The organism is Parvibium lacunae, assembly GCF_003335215.1.
Classification (GTDB): domain Bacteria; phylum Pseudomonadota; class Gammaproteobacteria; order Burkholderiales; family Burkholderiaceae_D; genus Parvibium; species Parvibium lacunae.
On sequence record NZ_QPGB01000003.1, the window covers coordinates 176,107 to 198,529 of the forward strand.

23 protein-coding genes are annotated in these 22,423 nt (G+C 51.4%); 9 read left to right on the forward strand and 14 right to left on the reverse strand.

Features of this window, described 5'->3' with window-relative positions; all coding sequences use genetic code 11:
- Positions 1-65 precede the first annotated feature (65 nt).
- A complete protein-coding gene (locus DU000_RS08465) occupies positions 66-293 on the reverse strand; it encodes a hypothetical protein (RefSeq protein WP_114402955.1) in 228 nt (75 codons plus the stop codon).
- Between the two features lie 350 nt (positions 294-643).
- Between DU000_RS08465 and DU000_RS08470 the strand changes: the two genes are divergently transcribed.
- Together DU000_RS08470 and DU000_RS08475 are read left to right on the forward strand one after the other, a co-directional pair.
- Positions 644-2,707: a sensor histidine kinase gene (locus DU000_RS08470; protein WP_114402956.1), complete on the forward strand. Its 2,064-nt coding sequence runs from the start codon at positions 644-646 to the stop codon at positions 2,705-2,707.
- Complete coding sequence (locus DU000_RS08475) at positions 2,704-4,068, forward strand: sigma-54-dependent transcriptional regulator (protein ID WP_114402957.1); 1,365 nt, start codon at positions 2,704-2,706, stop codon at positions 4,066-4,068. Before DU000_RS08470 ends, DU000_RS08475 begins: the two co-directional genes overlap by 4 nt.
- A 7-nt stretch (positions 4,069-4,075) precedes the next feature.
- On the opposite strand, the gene DU000_RS08480 is transcribed toward DU000_RS08475, so the two are convergent.
- The 4 genes from DU000_RS08480 to mutL all read right to left on the reverse strand — a co-directional run bounded on the left by DU000_RS08480 (position 4,076) and on the right by mutL (position 8,863).
- Positions 4,076-5,038, reverse strand: a complete 963-nt coding sequence (locus DU000_RS08480) for an amino acid ABC transporter substrate-binding protein (RefSeq protein ID WP_158529666.1) — start codon at positions 5,036-5,038, stop codon at positions 4,076-4,078.
- A gap of 137 nt (positions 5,039-5,175) precedes the next feature.
- Positions 5,176-5,616, reverse strand: coding sequence for a PGDYG domain-containing protein (locus DU000_RS08485; RefSeq protein ID WP_114402959.1), 441 nt, complete (start codon positions 5,614-5,616; stop codon positions 5,176-5,178).
- A 16-nt stretch (positions 5,617-5,632) separates the two neighbouring features.
- Positions 5,633-6,820, reverse strand: coding sequence for a pyridoxal phosphate-dependent aminotransferase (locus DU000_RS08490; RefSeq protein WP_114402960.1), 1,188 nt, complete (start codon positions 6,818-6,820; stop codon positions 5,633-5,635).
- A 120-nt stretch (positions 6,821-6,940) separates the two neighbouring features.
- Positions 6,941-8,863 carry a DNA mismatch repair endonuclease MutL gene (gene mutL, locus DU000_RS08495; RefSeq protein WP_114402961.1) on the reverse strand — a complete coding sequence of 641 codons (1,923 nt, stop codon included), beginning with the start codon at positions 8,861-8,863 and terminating at the stop codon, positions 6,941-6,943.
- A gap of 91 nt (positions 8,864-8,954) precedes the next feature.
- On the opposite strand from mutL, the gene DU000_RS08500 reads away from it, so the two are divergent.
- The 4 genes from DU000_RS08500 (at position 8,955) to DU000_RS08515 (ending at position 12,513) form a co-directional block, all read left to right on the forward strand.
- Positions 8,955-9,599 carry a DedA family protein gene (locus DU000_RS08500; protein ID WP_114403090.1) on the forward strand — a complete coding sequence of 215 codons (645 nt, stop codon included), beginning with the start codon at positions 8,955-8,957 and terminating at the stop codon, positions 9,597-9,599.
- Positions 9,600-9,939: 340 nt separating this feature from the next.
- Positions 9,940-10,230 carry a co-chaperone GroES gene (groES, locus tag DU000_RS08505; RefSeq protein ID WP_114402962.1) on the forward strand — a complete coding sequence of 97 codons (291 nt, stop codon included), beginning with the start codon at positions 9,940-9,942 and terminating at the stop codon, positions 10,228-10,230.
- 54 nt (positions 10,231-10,284) lie between these two features.
- Positions 10,285-11,919 carry a chaperonin GroEL gene (groL, locus tag DU000_RS08510; protein ID WP_114402963.1) on the forward strand — a complete coding sequence of 545 codons (1,635 nt, stop codon included), beginning with the start codon at positions 10,285-10,287 and terminating at the stop codon, positions 11,917-11,919.
- Positions 11,920-12,237: 318 nt separating this feature from the next.
- On the forward strand, positions 12,238-12,513 hold the full coding sequence (locus DU000_RS08515) for an HU family DNA-binding protein (RefSeq protein ID WP_114402964.1): 276 nt from the start codon (positions 12,238-12,240) through the stop codon (positions 12,511-12,513).
- Positions 12,514-12,571: 58 nt separating this feature from the next.
- Here DU000_RS08515 and DU000_RS08520 read toward each other — a convergent pair whose 3' ends face one another.
- Positions 12,572-13,141, reverse strand: coding sequence for a DUF1415 domain-containing protein (locus tag DU000_RS08520; protein ID WP_114402965.1), 570 nt, complete (start codon positions 13,139-13,141; stop codon positions 12,572-12,574).
- Between the two features lie 125 nt (positions 13,142-13,266).
- Here DU000_RS08520 and DU000_RS08525 point away from each other — a divergent pair, with 125 nt between their 5' ends.
- Entirely contained in the window at positions 13,267-14,043 is a 777-nt protein-coding gene (locus tag DU000_RS08525; RefSeq protein ID WP_114402966.1) for a ferredoxin--NADP reductase, read from the forward strand.
- 60 nt (positions 14,044-14,103) lie between these two features.
- Here DU000_RS08525 and DU000_RS08530 read toward each other — a convergent pair whose 3' ends face one another.
- From DU000_RS08530 to DU000_RS08555, 6 genes are read right to left on the reverse strand one after another with little or no spacing between them, the layout of a single operon-like run.
- Positions 14,104-14,391: an STAS domain-containing protein gene (locus DU000_RS08530; RefSeq protein WP_114402967.1), complete on the reverse strand. Its 288-nt coding sequence runs from the start codon at positions 14,389-14,391 to the stop codon at positions 14,104-14,106.
- Entirely contained in the window at positions 14,388-15,035 is a 648-nt protein-coding gene (locus DU000_RS08535) for an MlaC/ttg2D family ABC transporter substrate-binding protein (RefSeq protein ID WP_240001852.1), read from the reverse strand. Before DU000_RS08535 ends, DU000_RS08530 begins: the two co-directional genes overlap by 4 nt.
- A gap of 30 nt (positions 15,036-15,065) precedes the next feature.
- Positions 15,066-15,983, reverse strand: a complete 918-nt coding sequence (locus DU000_RS08540) for an MlaA family lipoprotein (RefSeq protein WP_205074044.1) — start codon at positions 15,981-15,983, stop codon at positions 15,066-15,068.
- A gap of 4 nt (positions 15,984-15,987) precedes the next feature.
- Positions 15,988-16,458, reverse strand: a complete 471-nt coding sequence (mlaD, locus tag DU000_RS08545) for an outer membrane lipid asymmetry maintenance protein MlaD (RefSeq protein WP_114402968.1) — start codon at positions 16,456-16,458, stop codon at positions 15,988-15,990.
- Between the two features lie 9 nt (positions 16,459-16,467).
- Positions 16,468-17,241, reverse strand: coding sequence for a lipid asymmetry maintenance ABC transporter permease subunit MlaE (gene mlaE, locus DU000_RS08550; protein WP_114403093.1), 774 nt, complete (start codon positions 17,239-17,241; stop codon positions 16,468-16,470).
- 17 nt (positions 17,242-17,258) lie between these two features.
- Positions 17,259-18,122: an ABC transporter ATP-binding protein gene (locus DU000_RS08555; protein ID WP_114402969.1), complete on the reverse strand. Its 864-nt coding sequence runs from the start codon at positions 18,120-18,122 to the stop codon at positions 17,259-17,261.
- Between the two features lie 291 nt (positions 18,123-18,413).
- On the opposite strand from DU000_RS08555, the gene metX reads away from it, so the two are divergent.
- Positions 18,414-19,556, forward strand: a complete 1,143-nt coding sequence (gene metX / locus DU000_RS08560; protein ID WP_114402970.1) for a homoserine O-succinyltransferase MetX — start codon at positions 18,414-18,416, stop codon at positions 19,554-19,556.
- Between the two features lie 13 nt (positions 19,557-19,569).
- Complete coding sequence (gene metW, locus DU000_RS08565; RefSeq protein WP_114402971.1) at positions 19,570-20,169, forward strand: methionine biosynthesis protein MetW; 600 nt, start codon at positions 19,570-19,572, stop codon at positions 20,167-20,169.
- Here the strand turns inward: metW and DU000_RS08570 are convergent, their stop codons facing one another.
- On the reverse strand, positions 20,170-21,243 hold the full coding sequence (locus tag DU000_RS08570) for a hypothetical protein (RefSeq protein ID WP_114402972.1): 1,074 nt from the start codon (positions 21,241-21,243) through the stop codon (positions 20,170-20,172). It lies immediately after the preceding gene.
- A complete protein-coding gene (locus DU000_RS08575; protein ID WP_114402973.1) occupies positions 21,212-22,423 on the reverse strand; it encodes a beta-ketoacyl-[acyl-carrier-protein] synthase family protein in 1,212 nt (403 codons plus the stop codon). The genes DU000_RS08570 and DU000_RS08575 overlap by 32 nt, the downstream gene beginning before the upstream one ends.

Below are 22,423 nucleotides of genomic sequence, written 5' to 3' on the forward strand. Positions count from 1 at the left end.
TCGCGAATCTGCTCAGTGTAATTGATTCGTCAAAAGAAAGGCCGTGATTTCTTTGCTTGAGGCCGCTAGGCGCGGCAGGCGCTCACCCCACTCATGCGCAAGCGAGAAGGCATGTCCAGGGTATAGTCAGCGCTGGTTTTTCGCTCTTCACGGCCCTGCCAGCGCCCCTTTGCTGCCTGTGTATTTGGCTGGCGTATTGCTGGTAGTTTACTGATATCGTATTGCACGACACACAGACAACGTTGCTCAGCATGTTGCCAAACATAATGCTCCATTAATTGCAGGTCTTTCATGATGCCTCCAAAAAAATGACTCGGTGCTGGATCGCCGGATGGCGAGACAGCGCCTTCTGTCACACCGAGCCCAAGGCTGAGGAGTGGAATAACCCAAACAACTAGGCAAGCCCTGTGCCAGCGTATTGACCTTTCAATAAACCCATTTAACTGATTGATTATTAAAGACTTTTAAAAATTAATGAGAAAAACATCTGCAGTAACAAGGCGCGAAAATGACACCCTGCCCCAACAGCAAGGGCGGGAATCCACACGCCTGGCACGCGGCTAAGGCGCTTCAATCTCGAGCGGCTTGGAATTGAGGGCGATAAATAGCCTGCCAATGCACAATCTGACGGATAATTTCAGTTATGAATAATCGCGCTGCCCTCTGGGGCCAGTTCCTGCTGGGGATACGACGCCCTCTCGGCTGGCTCTTTTATCACTCCATGCCAAGGCGTTGGGTCACTTGGCCCGCCTTGCTCTGGCTGGGCTTACTTGTGTTGAGCTTGGGGTGCCTGTTGTGGGTCCAGCACTACAGCGAACGCGCCGAATTTAACCGTCTTGATGACTTGGCAACGCGCCAACTCGATCTGTACATCGCGGCCCTCGACAGCGAGCTGGAACGTCACGCTTACTTAGCGAGTTTATTAGAAGGGCGCTTAAACAGCCTGGGGCAGAGTGATTTACTTGGCAACCCGCCATTTGGGGCCTCCCCACGGCCGATGCCAGAAGCGATTCATATTGCGCTGGCCGATATGGCAGTACGTGCCGGGGTGCGTGAAATTCTCTTGGTCAACCTCCATGGAGAAATCGTCAGCAGCAGTGAATGGTTTGCCACCCCTGATAAGGTAGGTCGCTCTTTTCAGCAACACCCCCAACGATCACGCTGGTTACAAGAATCGCAACAAGGCATAGGTAGCCATTGGTTTCTCCCCAACCCCGACAATCAGGCCCCAGAGTACTATTTTTCCTATCCCTTTTCGCTTTCGGCTGACAAACAAGCTTCCCTTGCGCTCCCTAATCCAGAAAAACAAACACTGATTGCGGTGGTGAAGATCAGTTTAGCGTCGATGGAGTCTTACTGGGTCGATCTCGCCTTTCGACCCGACAGTGAAAAGATTTTGGTGGTTGATGGCATGGGGCAGATTATTCTCAGCTCAATCCCTCAATGGAAAAATCAGAATCTGGCGATCTTGCAATCACAAGAAAAACTGACGACTGCGTCACGAACGCCGGAAGCGTCTGGGCCGCCGGGGCAAGTGACGCCCAATCGTTCTCTCATCTTTGTGGTTGAGCAAAGCGTCTTGCAAGGGGCGTATTTAATCCGCCGTAATTGGCAGGAAGAACGCGCAGCTGAAGAATACATAGTCCACCAACGGGCGCACCCGCAGACGGGTTGGCGGGTTATGTTGTTGAGTAATCCTGAAGCCACGTGGCATAACATTCAAGTGACGGTACTGAGCACCTGTGCTGGCTTGGCGTTTTTACATTTATTGTATTTTTATTTGTTACTCCGCCGCCAGGCCATGCAGCGCATGGTGAATGCCCGCAATGCGCTACAACATGCGCATGACCAACTCGAACTTAAAATTGCGGAACGCACCCAAACACTACATCATGTGAATCGACAATTACTTGAAGAAATTCAAGAACGCCAAAGCGTGCAAGCGGCTCTCATGCAGGCCAACAAAATGGCGGCACTCGGCACCATGTCGGCCAAGCTTGCCCATGAAATCAGCCAGCCTCTCACGGCGCTGAAAGCGCTTAGTAATAATGGTCAACAGTTACTACAGCAAGGCCGCTACCCTGAGGTGAATGAAGGCTTACAAGCGATTCGCGATATTGTTAACCACATGCATGAGATTACACAGCAACTGAAATTATTTTCAGCCAAACGGCGCCCCGGAGCAACCACCCTACAGCCAGTGAACCTGACGACAGTGATCGAACGAGTGGCCCGTGTGTTGCACGATAAATTCGAACAGCAAGCGGTGCAGCTGCATGTTGCACCAACACTACCCAGCGTAAGGGCGAATAGTGTGCAACTGGAACAGGTCCTCACGAATTTACTGAGCAATGCCATTGATGCCATGCAAATTTTACCCAGCGAAGCGCTGCGGATCATCGATATAAACTGGCAGGACGTTGTTGGTAACCCTGATCGGGTGTTAATCGAAGTGAGTGACAGTGGCCCTGGCATTAGTGAAGAAGCCATGCAACACTTGTTCGAACCTTTCTATACCAACAAGCCAAACGGTAAGGGGCTGGGGCTGGGCCTGCCGATAGCCGCCAGCATTATTACCGAGCATGGCGGGACGTTAACGGCCTGCCGCGCCGTGCCCACACCCGAACAACCGGCACGCTGTGGCGCCTGTTTTATGTTTGATTTAGAGCGTGCTGATCCGCCGCTCCCTTCGCCCGATTCTGTATGACACCCAATACCATTCCCATCCTTTACGTAGAAGATGACGATGCCATCCGGCTCAGTTTGACGCAAACCTTCAGCCTCGCCGCCTTGCCTGTCACGGCTTGCCGTTCGGCTGAAGAAGCCCTCCGCCATTGCCAACAGGGCTGGCCAGGCATTGTAATTAGTGATGTCCAGTTACCCAATATGAGTGGCCTCAGCTTGTTAGAAAAACTGCGCCAATTGGCACCCGAATGTCCAGTCATTCTGGTCACAGGGCATGGGGACATTGACATGGCCGTTCAAGCGATGCGGGCGGGTGCCTATGATTTTATTGAAAAGCCGTTTGAGCCTGAGCGCTTGCTGGAGGTCGCCCGCCGCGCACAAGAAAAACGCCAGCTGCAACACACCATCAACCATTTACAAGAACAGCTACAAGCCCATAGCCAACCCGATCTCGATCACCTCCTGCTCGGACAATCAGCTGCGATTGTCAGACTGCGACAACAAATTCGTCAGCTTGCCAATACCCCCACCGATGTCATGATCGTCGGGGAAACCGGCACAGGCAAAGAACTGGTGGCCCGTTGCTTACATGACTATGGCGCGCGCAAACAGCAACATTTTGTGGCACTGAATTGTGGGGGCATCCCCGACTCCCTACTCGAGAGTGAGTTGTTTGGACATGAAGCTGGGGCCTTCACCACCGCCAATAAACGCCGAATCGGGCAAATTGAATACGCACACCGTGGCACCTTATTTTTAGATGAGATAGAAAGTATGCCGCTGGGGGTACAAATAAAATTTTTACGTGTGCTGCAAGAACGCCGCATTCAGCGCTTAGGGGCCAATCAGGAAATTGCGGTTGATATACGCGTGATCGCTGCCAGCAAGGTTGATCTATTGAAACTTAGCCAGCAACAACAGTTTCGTAACGACCTGTATTATCGGCTGCATGTTGCCGTATTAAGTCTGCCTGCACTCCGCGAACGGCGCACAGATATTCCGGTCTTGTTTGAAGCCTTCGTACTACAAGCAGCCGCGCGCCTCAACCGCCCGCCGCCCACGATCACCAATTTACACCTGCATGAACTCCTCGCGCATGATTGGCCAGGAAATGTGCGGGAGCTAAAGAATGTTGCCGAACGCTTTGTACTGGGCATGCATCACAGCAGTGGCAGTCTCTTAAAAGAAGAAGAAATGCCACCCCTAACGCTTGTCCAGCAGGTTGAACAGGTTGAAAAAACACTGATCGAGCAAATGCTCAAGCAACATCATGGGCGCACACAAAAAGTCTATGAAGCCCTGGGGATTGGCAAAAAAACCCTTTACGACAAAATTCATAAATACGGCATCACCCTAGCGCACTATCGCGATCCAGAAGAATAAGCCACACTTATTCGTAGTCGTGCGGGTTTGCTGAATCAGTCGGCTGCGCAATCACCCGTTGCAAGCGCGGGCTCATGGGTAAATTAAGGTTAAAGTCGGTGCCTGGCTCGGCGGCCAAATTACCACTCGCACTCCCCACCTGTATCGGTTGCATAAACCACTTGTTATAAATGTGTTGTTGTTTTCCGCTCGCAAATAACGTCACCAATGCAGCATCGACCGCCTGTTTAAACCCTTTATCTTGACGATTCAACATAATGCCGTATGGCTCAACCGAAAAGGCTTGCGTCGAAATGACATAAGCGTCGGTACGTTTCGCACTGCGAATGAAACTCCGTAACAACACATCATCCATCAAATAGGCCCTGGCGCGGCCCATATCAAGAATCTGAAATGAATCCGTATCATCGCGACCAGCAATGATCGTCATGTCGAGCTGCTGAGTTTGATTCAGCTCACTCAACTGCCGCATGCTGGTTGTCCCCACTGTAGAGACCACGACCTGCCCCCGCAATTGCGTGATTTGCTGAATATTATCCTGCCGCCGTGAGGCCAAACGGGTTTCGGCGAGGAAGATGGTTTTAGAAAACGCCACGGTTCGCTGGCGCTCTTGTGTGTTTGTGGTTACCCCACACTCCATGTCAACTAACCCACTGGCAACTTGCGGAATCCGGGTTGCTGACGTCACAGCAACAAACTTGATGGTGAGCCCTGGGCGCTGTAACCATTCGCGTAATAAACCCACAACCCCTTGACATAATTCAATTGAATACCCGGCTGGCTGACGCTGCGCATTTAAAAATGAAAACGGAATCGAGCTTTCGCGATACCCCACCACCAAGACCTGGGTTGACCGTGCCCGCCGCAACGTGGGTGAAGTTTCAAGCCACTCCGCCCATCCGGCTGGTGGCGGCGTGATGGTAGGGGTTGCTGCGCTACCCGCAGGCCGCTCGCGGCCGGACTGGGCCATAGCATATGAACAGAAAAATAATAGAACGCTGATCAAGCTAAGCTTGTACAAAAGGCACAAGGTGACACTCATACGCCCACACCATCGTATCAGGCCTGACAGGCTTGGCAACGCCCTCAACAGGCGTCGATCATAGATTAAGCAGTCCATGGGCGATACACCGCGGCGAAACGTATTTGCTCCGTAATGCCATAATCATTGGGCGCGTACTGCATCACCCAATCGCCCGCCTGGCCCTGCAACACATCCCCACCTTCACAGCGCGCTAGGCTAAAAGGCGCATTCATTTGCTTAGCCCACACCGGCACTGGGTGGTTCTGGTAATCACCCTCTACGCCATGCTCAACGGATAGCGGAAAATACTTCGCATCAAACCGATCACGCGACACCACCCAGGTATTCACCTGCCCACCCGCGTGGCTGGTCAAGATGGCATCCCCCACTGCATAGCGATTCGCCCCTTCCAAGCTCATCAACGCACCGGGAGCTTTGGCAAATACCACCTGCACCACCTCTTGTTTCACGTAGCGGCGGGCGGCAGGGTCAGATTCAAGCAAAAGACTATTCAGAAAAAGCATTTCTCATCTTAAAAAATTAACGCATAGCTAAATGTTTTTGTAACCTTCCCACCGCCTCTTGCAATCTCGGCAGCGCGGTCGCAAACGAAATCCGCACATAGCGTTCGGGGGCAGCGAAACCAAAGTCTTTACCGGGCACCATGCATACACCCGTGGCGCGCAGCACATCCATGACAAATTGCTCACTATTGGATGACAGGGCAGAGCAATCGGCATACACATAAAACGCGCCATCGGGCTGTACCGGTATTTTTAGGCCCAGGGCTTCGAGCGCGGGCACGAGGTAGTCGCGCCGTTCTTTAAACGCTTGCCGACGTTCTTCAAACAAGGCCAAACTCTCTGGGGCAAAGCACGCCAGTGCGGCGGCTTGTGCGGGTGCCGGTGGGCAAATAAATAAATTCTGCGCGAGTTTTTCTACCGCAGGCACCAGTGCCTGTGGCAGCACCAGCCAGCCGAGCCGCCAGCCCGTCATGTTGAAGTATTTAGAAAAGCTGTTGACGACAATCACATCCTCACCCAAGTGCAGCGCGGTATGGGGGGCGTGGTCGTAGACGAGGCCGCCGTAAATTTCATCCACTATCGTAAAGCCGCCTTTACTGCGAACGACCTCGACCATGCGTGCCAATTCATCGGGCGCAATGCTGGTGCCCGTGGGGTTGGACGGCGAGGCGAGTAAGACGCCTTTGGTGTTGGCTTGCCAGTGCGCGGCGACATCGTGCGCAGTAAGTTGATAGCGTTGCTCTGGCCCACAGGGCACGAGCTGCGGCTTGCCCCCCGCCGCCACGACAAAATGGCGATTGCAGGGGTAGCATGGGTCGGGCATCAATACTTGGTCATCCGGATCAAGCAAGGCATTCAACACCAAGAGCAGGGCGGCAGACGCGCCAGCAGTGACAACGATACGTTCCGGCGCAATCGCTAGCTGATAGCGTGCTTGGTAAAACTGCGCAATGGCACGGCGCAAATCGGCGCGGCCGAGCGCGTTGGAATAGCGGAGCGCAGTGGCATCGCCCTGCCCGGCTTGCAGCAACGCCTGCTGTAGGGCTGTGACGACGGCTGGGGCGGCGGTAAAGTCTGGCTCACCCACGCTGAGGTGAATAATATCTTGCCCTTGTGTGGCGAGTTCGTCCGCCGCTTTCATGACTTCCATGACATGAAAGGGCGCGATTTGCTCCAGCTTTTTCGCTATCAATGAGTGGCTCATTTCAGCCCTTAATCAGAAGTAGAACGAGGCGGTGACGAAGAGCACCGCAGATAGTACAAATAGTACAGCGAGGAGCGCATGAGGAAACCAACAAAGTTATACGATGATTAAGGTTTGAAATCATTGGCCCCGCATGAAGAGTTTATCTAGTTGATTCAAACTCAACTGCACCCACGTCGGGCGGCCATGATTGCATTGGTCGGCGCGCTCGGTGGCTTCCATTTGCCGCAGTAGTGCATTCATTTCTTCGAGTGTGAGACGACGATTAGCGCGAACCGCGCCGTGGCACGCGAGCGTGGCCAATAGCTCGTGCTGATGCTCAGTCAGCAAGCGCGAACCGCCGTATTGCACAAGGTCGCGCAGCACCGCCCGCGCTAGGGTTTCGATATTGGCATCTTTTAATAAAGCGGGCACAGCCCGCACCGCGAGGGCGGTGGGCGAAATGGGGGCCAGATCAAACCCCAAGGCCTGCAAGGTGGTTTGATGCTCTTCACACGCGCCCACTTCTTTGGGGTCAGCGGTAAAGGTGACGGGGATAAGAAGCTGCTGCACCGGCAAAGTGTGCTGCTCAGTTTGCAGGGCATTTTTCAGGCGTTCGTACACAATCCGTTCATGGGCGGCATGCATATCCACCACCACCAAGCCCTGTGGGTTTTGCGCCAAGACAAAGACACCATGCACCTGCCCCAAGGCATAGCCTAAGGGATGTTCGGAGGTGGCTGACAATGCCTGACTGGCGGCAGGCAACTCAAACAGCGCATCGGCACTGGGCGAGTTTATTTGGGACTGCGGCCCTGTACTGTCAGAGCGATTAGGGCTATCTGAAAATTTGCTTTCTGCTTGGCGCGTAAACAGCGCCAGATAATCTGCGGGCCGTTGCGCCACGCCGAGACTAGTTTGTTGCCAAGCGGGGGGGCTGTATGGCGTGGGGGTTGCTGCCGCTGGATTCAGCGCTACGCCATTTGTTTCTGGGGCTTGCGGTTTGGTGGCGCCCAGCGCTTGCTGAAGCGCATGAAATACAAACTGATGAATGCTGCGCGAATCGCGAAAACGTACTTCGGTTTTAGCGGGGTGAACATTCACATCAACCCCACGCGGATCGAGGCTGAGGTGCAGCACATACGCGGCTTGGCGGTCGCCATGCAAAACATCTTGATACGCCGCCCGCACCGCATGCGTGAGCACCTTATCGCGCACGAAACGGCCATTGACATAGAAGAATTGCAAATCGGCCCGCGCCCGCGCGGCGGTGGGGTGCACTACGTAGCCAGTCAGCGCCAGATCATGCGCTTGTACCGCTACCGGGAGCATGTGCGGCATGAGTTCATCACCGACCACATGGCGAATACGCTGAGCGCGGATTTGCTCATGCGCATTCGGTTCAGCCGCAGAACCTGTTGCAGCCGCTTGATTGAAATGCGCAGTGACCTTGCCGTTATGCATGAGCATGAAGCTGACTTGCGGATGCGCCAAGGCCAAGCGCTCGACCACGTCGCGGCAATGGCCGTATTCGGTTTGCTCGGATTTTAAAAACTTCCGTCGGGCCGGCGTGTTGTAGTACAGCTCTTGCACTTGGATGGTAGTGCCCACCGCCCCGGCTGCGGGTTGAATTTGCCAGGCACCGGCCAGGTTGGTGATTTGGCCGGCATGGCTGGCACTGGCGGGGCGACTGGTCAACGTGAATTGCGAGACCGAAGCAATCGCCGCGAGTGCTTCCCCCCGAAAACCAAGTGAGGCGACCGCTTCTAAATCTTCCAGTGTTTTGATTTTGCTGGTGGCGTGGCGGGCCACGGCCAGCGGCAACTGCTCTTCGGCAATACCACAGCCATTATCAGTGAGGGCAATCCGGCTGATGCCGCCACCATCGAGTTTGATTTGTATCTGCGTCGCCCCCGCATCCAGTGCGTTTTCCAGCAGCTCTTTCACCACCGAAGCCGGGCGCTCCACCACCTCACCCGCCGCAATCTGGCTGATGAGCGTATCGGGCAGCGCCTGAATAACTGGCAGGTTGGGCAGAAAACGGAAGGAAAAGGGTGTATTCATCGTTTAATTATCCCATGCCTGCATGTTTAGCGAGGGCCAAGACCTCGGGTATCATGCGCGTCTGTTTATACCTGTCTTGTTAGGAGCGGCGGTGGATATTATCTTGAGTCTGGTTGATTTTATCTTGCACTTGGACAAACACCTGGATGCACTCATTGCGCAATATGGGATTTGGATTTATGGCATCTTGTTCGCCATTGTTTTTCTGGAAACAGGACTGGTTATCTTCCCTTTTCTGCCCGGTGATTCATTGCTGTTTGTAGCGGGCGCGTTCGCCGCACGAGGAGAGATGGATCTCTTTACGCTAATGGCCTTGCTGATCATCGCGGCGATTACAGGTGACGCCTTGAATTATGCAATTGGCCGCCGCGTGGGACCCCAAGTGTTCCGCTGGGAACAATCTCGTTGGTTTAATAAAGCAGCGTTTGATAAAGCCCACGCTTTTTATGAGCGGCATGGCGGTAAAACCATCGTCATTGCCCGTTTTGTCCCGTTTATTCGTACCTTTGCCCCCTTTGTGGCGGGTGTAGCGCAGATGTCCTATCGCCAGTTTGCCTTCTTCAATATTACTGGGGCATTGTTATGGGTCATCTCTTTATGTGTAGCAGGCTATCTGTTTGGCAATGTGCCCCTCATTAAGAATAACCTTACCGTGGTCATTTTTAGCATTATTGGCTTATCGTTGCTGCCCTTGGTGATTGAGTTTGTGCGGGCCAAGTTCAAGCGCCCTCGCTAGTTGGGTTGCTCTCTATCCCTTCAATGAATCACTTATGTTTCTGCTAGGTCTTATTGGGGCTTGCCCACCCTACCTCCTATAGGGTGGCGTGGGGCCGGAGCGGCATTGGCGACGGCTGCCTTATCGGCTCAGACGAGTCCATTAACTCGCTTGTTTTTACCAAGGCTCTTGAAATTCCCCACGCCCGCCCCTACAATTAGCACTCATTACCACCGAGTGCTAACAATATGTTTAAAGCATAGGCAGTTGGTGGTGTTTTAAGCCGCACTGCATGCTTGAAAAACCCAACATTGCGAGTGCACACTTTCATTATTAGCCTTGATTGATAAGGAGTTTATCCATGAATCTGCGTCCTTTGCACGATCGCGTGATCGTCAAACGTTTGGACAACGAGCGTAAAACCGCGTCCGGTATCGTGATCCCTGATAGCGCCACCGAGAAGCCCGACCAAGGTGAAGTATTGGCAGTTGGCCCCGGTAAAAAAACCGAAGATGGCAAAGTATTGCCCGTTGACCTGAAGGTCGGTGACCGCGTGCTGTTTGGCAAATATGCTGGCCAAACCGTGAAAGTCGAGGGCGATGAGCTGCTCGTGATGCGCGAAGAAGACATTATGGCCGTGGTGCAAGCCTAAGTACCTTTTGTGTACCGGTATTTCCACGACATTAACTAATTAAGGAGTATTTACATGGCTGCAAAACAAGTTGTATTCGGCGATGACGCCCGCGCCAAGATCGTTAACGGCGTAAACGTATTGGCTAACGCGGTGAAAGTAACGTTAGGCCCTAAAGGCCGTAACGTGGTGATTGAGCGTAGCTTCGGCGCGCCTACCGTGACTAAAGACGGTGTGTCTGTTGCCAAAGAAATCGAACTCAAAGACAAGCTGGAAAACATGGGCGCACAGCTCGTGAAAGAAGTGGCTTCCAAAACCAACGACAACGCTGGTGACGGTACCACCACAGCAACCGTATTGGCTCAAGCAATCGTACGTGAAGGTTTCAAATACGTGGCCGCTGGTTTCAACCCCACCGACCTGAAGCGCGGTATCGATAAAGCGGTTGCTGCGATTGTGGATGAAGTGAAAAATATCGCTAAACCTACCACCACCAGCAAAGAGATTGCGCAAGTTGGTTCGATCTCCGCTAACGCTGATGCTGACATCGGCCAGATCATTGCTGACGCAATGGAAAAAGTCGGTAAAGAAGGCGTGATTACGGTTGAAGACGGCAAGAGCCTGAACAACGAACTGGATGTTGTAGAAGGCATGCAGTTTGACCGTGGTTACCTCTCCCCTTACTTCATCAACAACCCAGATAAACAAGTTGCCGCTTTGGACAACCCCTTTATCTTGTTGTTCGATAAAAAAATCTCCAACATCCGTGACCTGCTGCCCGTACTGGAGCAAGTGGCTAAATCTGGCCGTCCGCTGTTGATTATTGCTGAAGACGTTGAAGGCGAAGCCCTGGCAACTTTGGTGGTTAACAACATCCGCGGCATTCTGAAAACCGTTGCCGTGAAAGCTCCTGGCTTTGGTGATCGTCGCAAAGCCATGTTGGAAGACATCGCGATTCTGACTGGCGGTACCGTGATTGCAGAAGAAGTTGGCCTGAACCTGGAAAAAACCACACTGGCAGAACTCGGCCAAGCGAAACGCGTCGAGATCGGCAAAGAAAACACCACAATTATTGATGGTGCTGGCAAAGCCGAACAAATCGAAGCCCGCGTCAAAGCGATTCGTGCACAGATCGAAGAAGCGACCAGCGACTACGACCGTGAAAAACTGCAAGAGCGCGTGGCCAAACTGGCTGGCGGTGTGGCGGTGATTCGTGTTGGCGCTGCGACCGAAGTCGAAATGAAAGAGAAAAAAGCCCGCGTGGAAGATGCATTGCATGCTACCCGCGCTGCGGTTGAAGAAGGTATCGTAGCGGGCGGTGGTGTAGCCCTGTTGCGTGCCCGTTCTGCCGTAACCGTAAAAGGTGACAACGCTGATCAAGACGCTGGTATCAAAATCGTGCTGCGTGCGGTTGAAGAGCCGCTGCGCCAGATCGTGGCGAACGCTGGCGATGAGCCTTCTGTGGTGATCAACAAAGTGCTGGAAGGGAAAGGTAACTTCGGTTACAACGCCGCTAACGGTACCTACGGTGACCTGGTTGAACTCGGCGTATTGGATCCTGCTAAAGTGACTCGCTCTGCCCTGCAAAACGCTGCCTCCGTCGCTGCGTTGATTCTGACAACCGATGCCTTGGTGGCAGAACAACCTGAAGACAAAGCGGCTGCCCCTGCAATGCCTGGTGGCATGGGTGGCATGGGCATGGACATGTAATTCGGTTACGAATACAGTCGCCTGTAAACCCCGCTTCGGCGGGGTTTTTTGTTACCAATCAGCTCAATATCTAATAGACCATGCTGTCAAGATGACTGATTACTTATCTTAATAAAGCAAGTAATCATATAGGTTTTATGTATATGAGCCGCGCTGCATAAGGCTTAGCGGGCACCTTGTTGGGGCAAAGTGTTGTCTTGCTGTCAAAAAATCCGTAAAAATATATAAAACTAGGAATTTTCGTATTGGCAGCCGGGTAAAGTGTTGGTACGCTTCTTTACGGTCTGATAAGACCCTGAACCGAATGAGGAGAAATGAATGAATAAGTCTGAATTGATCGACCACATCGCTGGGGAAGCCGATATTTCCAAAGCCGCTGCGGGTCGTGCATTAGAAGCATTTTTAGAAGGTGTTAAGAAGTCCTTGAAAAAAGGCGATCCAGTGACCTTGGTTGGCTTTGGCACGTTTGGTGTTTCCAAGCGTAAAGCACGCACCGGTCGCAATCCTCGCACGGGTGAAGCAATCAAGATTAAAGCAGCAAAAGTGCCCAGCTTCCGCGCTGGTAAAGCACTGAAAGACGCTGTCAATAAGTAATCGTCTTATTGCAAATAAAAAACCCGCTCAGTCGAGCGGGTTTTTTTTTATTGGGCGGCTATTTGCGTTGCCAAAGCGCCTGCCATCCTGCAAGACCCAGGTGACGCAGGGTGGTTTTATTGCGTTCATAGATTTGGCTGGCATCAGGAATAGAGGTAACGGCACGACTAATACTTTCTTCTCGCAATAAGTGCAGCGTCGGATACGGCGAGCGATTGGTGTAATGGGAAAGATCATCCCATGCTTCCTCTGCAAAACAATATGCCGGATGGAAATGCGCGAGTTGGAACTGCCCTTGTAAACCCATGTGTTCAATCGCCATTTCTGCCAATGTGACAAAGTCCAGGAAAGACTCAAACGGTTGTAATAGGGTAGGCTCAATGAGTAATGTCGTTTCACACGTCGTAATCGGTGTTTTCTCTAAATAAGCCAACTCATCGAAAAACAAAGTCAGTAAGCCGTCGGTATCGCTCGCCGCACTGACGCAATAACGAATGGCATTATTGACATGCACCTTGTTCGCAAAAGGACATAGGTTCAAGCCGATCACCGCCCGTTCCAACCAAATTTGTGTTGCTTGGCGATAAGGTTGGGCAGCAGGATCAGTTAAGACGAGAGAAGAAGTCATCGTAGTGGCTTGATTTAACACAAAGTATTATTCCATATCTATCTATTAATATCGCAATTCTGTCTTAAATGGTTATAAAGATCCGCTATCCTAGCGGCTATGTTTCCTTCAACTCTTTAAATATCATGGCAGCATTTGAAAATGAACGCGTTCTGAGTGTGCATCACTGGAATGACACGCTATTCAGTTTTACCACTACCCGCTCACAAAGTCTGCGCTTTGAAAATGGCCATTTTGTGATGATTGGCTTAGAGGTAGAAGGAAAACCTTTGTTACGTGCCTACAGTATCGTCAGCGCAAATTATGAAGAGCACTTGGAATTCCTGAGCATTAAGGTTCAAAATGGTCCCTTAACCTCGCGCTTACAGCACTTAAAGGTAGGCGATACCTTATTGGTGGGGCGTAAACCCACTGGCACGCTGGTGATTAGCGATTTATTGCCCGCCAAGAATTTATTTTTATTCTCGACAGGTACGGGGATGGCGCCATTTATGAGCATTATCCGTGACCCTGAAACGTATGAGAAATTTGAAAAAGTGATTCTGGTGCATGGCGTGCGTTATGTCAGCGAACTGGCCTACCACGACTACATTTTGAATGATCTGCCGAATCACGAGTATCTCGGTGATCTGGTACGTGACAAGCTGCTTTATTACCCAACCGTCACGCGTGAACCCTTTAAGAATCAGGGTCGCTTAACGACCTTGATGGAAAACGGCAAGCTCTGTGCCGATATTGGGTTACCGCAACTCAATCCGCAGACCGACCGCGCTATGATCTGTGGTAGCCCGAGCATGTTGACCGATACCTGCAATGAGCTTAATAAACTTGGCTTCCAGATTTCACCGGGCATTGGTCGGCCCGGAGATTATGTGATTGAGCGTGCTTTTGTCGAAAAATAAACGTTTCGCTGATTCGCAGTAAAGATACCCCCAGAACGGGGCTGTGCTACTTGCTTCAGATTAAGCGCTAGGCTGCACGGGCCAGCGCAGCACCTCGGCCACACCATAGAGGTGGGCCAGAGCGAGTAATGCGGGTGAGGGATGATGGAACGTACACATTTTTCCCTGCGCCTGTGCGCTACGCGACCACTCTAACAATAACGAGAGGGCGCTGGAGTCAACTGCCTCGACAGCACTTAAATCAACATGAACGTCTGCCGAAGAGGTCGACCATGTCTTTGCGAATGGCAGATGGTTCGGGACCGTTGTCAGGGTCAGCGGTCCTTGTAGCACGTGATCAAACTTCATTTTTTGCTGGCTTGCTTGTTCTGTTCCTGCAATTTAGCGATCAAGCCATCCAACCCATTTTGATTGATTTCACTGGCAAATTGGCCTCGATAGTTCTCTACCAGCCAGATTCCCAACACGTTTAAATCAAAAATTTTCCAGGAATTGGCTGTCTTTTCTAAGCGGTAATCGAGCTGAATCGGCTCCCCGCCTTTGTTAGAGACCACCTGCGAACGAACGACAACCTCAGTATCTTCGGGTGCGGCCCGGAGCGGCTTGAATTGCAGGTTTTTATCTTTGACGGTGGTTAGTGCCCCGGCATAGGTACGAACCAGTAAGGTACGAAACTCTTGCATGATGATTTTCTGCTGCTCAGGGGTTGCCTTACTCCAGCTACGTCCCACCGCAAGGGCGGTCGTGCGCTGAAAATTGACATTAGGCATGATTTTGCTATCCACCAATTCACTGAGTTTTTTGATATTGCCACTTTGCAGCTCGGTATCGGCTTTGATGGCATTCAGAATCTCAGTGCTCCAGGTTTTAACGAGTTCATCGGGTTTGTCTTGGGCCTGCGCGAATGACGCCCCCAGCAGCAGAGATAACCCTAACATGACCAGCGCTTTAGGCATCGCTTGAATAACATGGCTCATAGACTTAGATAACATCATTTCTCCAATCAGATCGGGATAAATTGATTATGGGGTTACATTCAGACTGGTCGCACGCAGCGAAGGTTCATTAAGCAATCGATCGCCAGGAGCCACCGAGAGCTTAACGGTTGCTGGCTGCGCGACAGGCGTGCTGATGGGTTCTGCTTGACTCGCTGGAGGCACTGTCTCATCTTCATATTTAGGTAGCGGCTCCTCCGGCGGATCACCATCGTAAATCAAATAACGACGGCGCTGTAAATAGGCATCACGGATAAATTGATATTTATCCAGCGCCGCATCATCAGCCAGATTACTGGCTTCAAGCAATAGGGCACGTGTGTCAATCAGCCGCAGTGCGCGTACTGAATTGCGAACGTAAATAGGCGTAATTTGGTTGACGGGATAGGTCGCCCAGTCAATCACCACATTAGTGCTGTCACGCAACGTGCTGGGGCCAAAAAAAGGAAGGACAAGATAGGGGCCAGCGCCAACGCCCCAAGTGGCAAGCGTTTGCCCAAAGTCTTCATTATGTTTCTCGAAACCTAATTCCGTCGCAACATCAAAACAGCCTAAGAGGCCAAGTGTGGAATTAATGGCGACACGACAGAGATCAGAACCTGCTTCTTTGAACTTACCTTGCAAGGCGTTATTGACCGCTGTATAAATGTCGGCAATATTGCCAAAAATGTTTGAAACGCAGGTTCGTACCGGTTCCGGCATAACTGTTTTATAGCCGGTGGCAACGGGTTTAAAAATCGCTTTATCCAGGGCATCATTAAATGCGAATACTTTGCGATTCATCGATTCATAGGGGTCTGCGACGCCGGCTACAACATCCGGTTTTGGGGTAACAGCACACCCCCCTAACGCGAGTAACAGAACGCAAGCAAGCCATAGCAGCAACCAATGGCGCATTGGTTGTCGGGGGATAGTCGAGAAAATGGGGAGCGGGAGTATGGCCATAAGTTTATTGCGGTTTGCCTGCGTCAGCCGCTTTGTTATATAAGAACTGGCTAATTAGCTCTTCCAGTACGACGGCAGACTGGGTCAGGGTAATTTTGTTCCCTGCCTGCCAATTTTCAGGGTCGCCCCCAGCGGTGATCCCAATATATTGCTCACCGAGTAACCCAGACGTGAGAATTTTAGCGGAGCTATCTTTTGGGAAATGGTAACGGCTATCCATGTTCAGGGTCACGAGTGCTTGAAATGTTTGGTCGTCAAAACGAATCTCGCCAACGCGCCCCACGACAACCCCAGCGCTCTTAACCGGCGCACGCGGCTTGAGCCCGCCTATATTGTCAAATTTAGCCTGCAAGGAATAGGTTTCACCCCGCGCAAAGGCACTCATGTTGCCCGCTTGCAAGGCGAGAAAAAGTAGGGCCAAAAAACCCAGCAAAACAAATAAGCCAACCCAAAAATCAACAAATTTGCGTGACATAGCAACCCTTTAACTAAACATCAATGCCGTCAAAATAAAATCGAGCCCCAACACCGCCAGTGAGGATTTCACCACTGTGCGCGTGGTTGCATACGCCACACCCTCTGGTGTCGGTTTTGCCTCGAAGCCTTCATACAGCGCAATAAAGGTGACGGCAAAACCAAATACAATACTTTTTATAACACCATTTGCAACGTCTTTAATCACATCGACACCAGCCTGCATTTGTGACCAGAATGCCCCAGCGTCAACACCGATCAGTAACACGCCCACCACATAGCCTCCCAAAATACCGACCGCACTAAATATTGTAGCGAGGATGGGCATTGCAATCACCCCGCCCCAAAAGCGTGGCACGAGGATACGACTAATTGGATCAACGGCCATCATTTCCATCGCAGCCAATTGTTCGCCCGCTTTCATCAGACCGATTTCTGCCGTCAATGAGGTGCCGGCGCGACCAGCGTAGAGAAGCGCAGTAACCACTGGGCCCAACTCACGAACGAGAGAGAGTGCAACCAGCAAGCCCAAAGCCTGTTCTGAGCCATAGCGATTAAGGGTGTAGTAACCTTGCAAACCCAGCACAAATCCCACAAATAGGCCTGAGACAGCAATAATCGTGAGTGAGTAGTTGCCGATAAAATGGATTTGCTGGCTTAACAATCTGCCACGCCCCCACAGCCCGGTGACTTGGACACCCATCTGGGCAAATAAGCGTGCCGCATAACCAAGGCTCGATACACTGGCCAGCGTAAACTGCCCCAACTGTTGGCATGTCCGCATGAGGGTTTGTAGCAGTGTCATGATGCCTCCTGCAAACCCAAATCTGCTGCTAAGGTACGAGACACGGGTTGATGGAAAGGCACCGGCCCCTCGGCTTCACCATGCACAAATTGATGTACTAATGGATCACTTGATGCGCGTAGTTCTGCTGGCGTACCTTCCGCTGCAACGACCCCATCTGCCATGACGTACACATAGTCTGCAATCGCAAAGGTTTCATCCACATCATGCGAAACAATCAATGAGGTAATCCCCAGCGCATCATTCAGTTGTCGGATTAAATGGGCGGTAATGTTCATGGAAATCGGATCCAGTCCCGCAAAAGGCTCGTCATACATCATCAATGCCGGATCAAGTGCGATAGCCCGCGCCAGGGCCACGCGCCGCCCCATTCCGCCAGAAATTTGGCTCGGCATAAGCTGGCTGGCCCCGCGCAGGCCTACCGCCTGCAACTTCATTAACACCAGGTCGCGAATCATCGATTCTGGCAACGCCGTATGTTCACGTAACGGGAAGGCCACATTATCAAACACCGACATATCGGTGAACAGCGCCCCAAACTGAAATAGCATACCCATCCGTCGGCGCAAGGCATAAAGCCCAGGCTTATCGAGGCTCGCTACATTTTGTCCATCAATCAGCACTTGGCCTTGTGTGGCTTGATACTGCCCGCCCAGCAACCGTAATAAGGTTGTTTTGCCACAGCCAGATCCGCCCATCAAGGCCACGACATGCCCCTGCTGAACTTCTATGTCAATCCCTTTGAGAATCTCACGCTGGCCTACCGCATAAGCAAAGCGCACCCGATCAAAACGGATAAATGGCTTGGCAAGAGAGGTGCGAGCATCGGCTGCAGAGGATGAGACGAGTTGTGGCTGCATAGTCGAGACAATCAAAACTGACTGTCGGGTTAGTAATTACTGCATTTTAACAGCCTGCGCCGACATTTGTCTTAGCAAGATCGACGGATCTCCCTCCAAAACGGCAAATTTGACGGCAATGGCGCTTTTTGTGCATAATGACGGAGAGATAGCGCCACGTTGAGGTCAGCTTGCCGGCGCGTAATAAATAGAGCTAAAGCGACATCGGTCATCAAACCAGTGCGCACAGCTTGCTACGCACTGGTTTTTTTTTGCCTAGCAAAGCGCACGTTAAGCTCGTACATGAGAGTTATGTCAACTACTGGAATCGTTACCCCTCAATATCGCCAATGTCATACGCCACTACGCTTGCAATCGGGTGCAACACTGCCTGAATTTACGCTGGCGTATGAAACCTATGGTCAATTGAATGCGGCACGCGATAACGCAGTGTTAATTTGTCACGCCCTGAATGCGTCTCATCATGTAGCGGGTTATTACGCCGATGACCCTGACAATATAGGCTGGTGGGACAACATGATTGGACCTGGTAAGCCCATTGATACCCATCGATTTTTTGTGATTGGGGTGAATAATCTTGGCAGTTGCTTTGGCTCAACGGGGCCGACATACCTTAACCCGGCTACCAATAAGCCCTATGGCGCCGATTTTCCGGTGGTGACGGTTGAAGACTGGGTTGAGGCGCAAGCTTGGTTGGCGGAGGAGCTGGGGATTCGCCAATTTGCTGCCGTAGTTGGCGGTAGCCTCGGCGGCATGCAAGCGATGCGCTGGGCCATTCGCTACCCTGAAAAAGTCAAACACTGTGTGATGATTGCCACCACCCCGAAACTCTCAGCGCAAAACATTGCTTTCAACGAAGTAGCCCGCCAAGCGATTTGTAGTGACCCCGATTTTCATGATGGCCATTATTATCAGTATGGTGTTGTGCCGAAAAACGGCTTGAGAGTAGCCCGAATGATTGGGCACATCACCTATCTCTCAGCCGATGTGATGGCCGAAAAGTTTGGTCGCGCCTTACAAAACCAGAACTATCATGAGGTGGACTATGCATTTGGCTATCAGGCAGAGTTTCAGATCGAATCCTACCTGCGGTATCAAGGGGATAAGTTTGCTACTTATTTCGATGCCAACACCTATTTATTGATTACACGGGCCTTGGACTATTTTGATCCAGCCAAAGCCTTTGGTGGCAATTTAGCTCAGGCTTTTGCCCCAATCCAGGCAAAAAGTCTGGTTATTTCCTTTACAACCGATTGGCGCTTTTCGCCTGCTCGCTCGCAGGAGATTGTACAAGCCCTCATTCGAAATCAATGCGCAGTCAGCTACGCAGAAATCGATGCGCCTCATGGTCATGATGCCTTCCTCTTGGAAGATCCGCGCTACCAGCGTGTGATGCGTAATTACTTTAATCAGATTGAATTGACCACCCCCTAAAATACCCGTGACTATGCAACCCACTCTTCGTGATAACCTTGCTTTTATTGCCAACTGGGTGCGGCCTGGCGCCCGCGTCCTCGACTTAGGCTGTGGCGATGCAGCACTCTTAGCCTATCTGCAAAATACACAGGGTTGCCGTGGTTATGGGCTCGATATCGCTGATGACAACATCGCAACTGGTGTCGCTAAGGGCTTGGCAGTGATCCAATGGGATCTGAATCAAGGCTTGGGGCTGTTTGAAGATAATGCATTTGACGTCGTCCTGCAGCTAGAATCGCTACAAGCGGTACAAGCGGTTGAAATGCTCCTACGGGAGATGGCGCGGGTCGGACGCGAAGTGATTGTGAGCTTTCCAAATTTTGGCTACTGGTCGCACCGTTGGCAATTATTGCTGGGGCGCATGCCAGTCTCAAAATCACTGCCCTATCAATGGTTTGACACGCCGAATATTCGCTGCGCGACCTTGAGTGACTTTCCCGATTTAGCGCGCAAGGTTGGGCTAACGGTGATTGAGCAAGTTGCCCTGCATGAAGGAAAACCGATACACTGGCTGCCAAATTTAAGGGGCTCGGTCGCGGTGTTTCGACTGCGCCGCACCGATCCACAGTAATTAGTTTGGTCGTTCCCTTAAGGTCGTCTCAGCTGCTGTCGAGTTTACTGCTGACGGGGTTTGTAAAGGATTCTCGACTTCACGGCTTTTAATCAACCACTTGAGACCCGTCAAAGTTGCCTTTCTTGCAAGTCTAATCAATGCTGGGCAAGTAGTGTCCCAAAAAGCAGGGCCAATGATTGCTCCTATGGTTGACATCTCAAAATCTTGAGTTTGTTTTATTACATCATTTACGAGTACTTCGAATCGCAAACTGACATTCTTTTCGCCTGTAAATGCTGTTCCACCTAGACCTGACGCCCCAACAAGCGTCAACTTAAGACCATCTTTTATATTGCTTTCATTGGTCAATAGAATGGGTTGCTTAAGTCGGCGAGCCATGTCTAAGAAATAAGCTTCGGTAGTTTGAGGCAGTGCGCATTCAGCTACGATACTCTGATTAACCTCAGCGCCCAATGCTAGTTGGATCGGCCTAATCAGTGTAATGGGGGGACGCGTTGTCTTACCTTCGACTAAAAGCTCACCATTAGGCCCAATACTCTGGTCTGTTTGTTTGATCCATAAAGCTATGCGCTTTGCCAATTTAGCAGCAATATTTTCCACAATACTGCACGTTCCACGAAAACCGCCCAGCACGCCTCCACGGCTTGAATCAATAAAAGACTCTGTCGCAACAATTTGTCCATCAAACCAATATTCTGCAGTTGCATTCAATATTTTGTTACCTGTCCAGCCTCCACCACCAGATCCCACTGCAACAGGGATTAGTAAGGTAACCATTTTCTTGTGTTTCAACGGATCCGGGTCAATAACTGACTCAACATTCGTCATCCGCTGACGAGTAAAAACAAGTGTTTTCTCTCCGAGCTCACGCTCAATATCGCACTCTTGTCGCAATGCATCCCTAGTAACGGAATCTGTAGAAAATCGTGCTGGGCTTTGAATGTATATCGAATCCTGTGCGTATGCGGAAATGGCAGTTATCCAAGCAAAAAATAAACTTAAAAATCTTAGCAAACGGAATACCATCCCCCCCCCCTCTTTATATAAGATTAGTAAATACAAGGCTTGCATTTGTCCCGCCAAAACCAAAGCTATTGGAGAGGACAGCGCGAGTTTTCTGCTCACGCGCCTCAAGCACGATAGGCGCTATTGCGCAAGCGGGGTCAAGCTCAGTCGTGGTTGCACAACCGGCAATAAATCCATGCTTTAACATCAAAATCGAAAATATCGCCTCCAAGGCCCCAGCAGCGCCAATCGCGTGCCCAGATAACCCTTTGGTTGAAGAAACGGGAGGTATATCAGCGCCAAAGACAGCCCTCAACCCGTTGATTTCACTTACATCACCGTGTGGCGTTCCTGTCGCGTGCGCATTCACATAGTCAATCGAGATACCTGCTTGTTTTACCGCCATTGTCATCGCTCTTGCACTGCCCTGAGGACAAGGGAAAACCATATCAGCACCGTCTGAGCTCACGCCATAACCAACAATCTCTGCCAAAATAGTAGCGCTACGACGCTGGGCTTGCTCTAGCGACTCTAAGATCAATATCCCGGCCCCACCGGCCATAACAAAGCCATCGCGATCTAATGAAAAAGGCCGGCATGCGATTTGGGGGTGGGCATTTGAATTCAGCGTTAAAGCGCCCATCGCATCAAAGGGAAAAGCAGAGGTCCAGCCACCCTCTTCTGCACCGCCAGTCAACATAATCTGATGACGCCCGGAACGAATTTCTTCATATGCCTGCCCTATTGCATGAGCGGCACTGGCGCAGGCTGAAGAAATGGCGTAACTCACACCTTGAATATGAAGTGCAGTCACTAGCGAGGCGACCGCAGTATGGCCCATGATCCGTGGAACCATATAAGGCAATACTTTCTGAATACCCGATGCACGTAACGTATCAATCGCCTCTTGGCAGGCATGCATTGAGCCTACGCCTTCCCCCAGAATCACTCCAGTCGATGGATGCGCGATCTGATCTTGAGATAAACCAGACATGGCCAAGGCTGATTGCGCCGCATGCCAAGCATATTGGGCAGGCTCAGACATGTAACGCCGTAATTTACGATCAATATGCGGCAAATCACTGAGATCAGGCAGGCTGGCGACATGGCAGCGCATACCTGCTTTGATATAACTATCTTGTAGAGCTATGCCAGATTGCCCATTTTTTAGGGCGCTAACGATAGCTGCTTCGCTATGCCCTAGAGATGAAACAGCTCCTAGGCCAGTGATGACAACACGATTCAC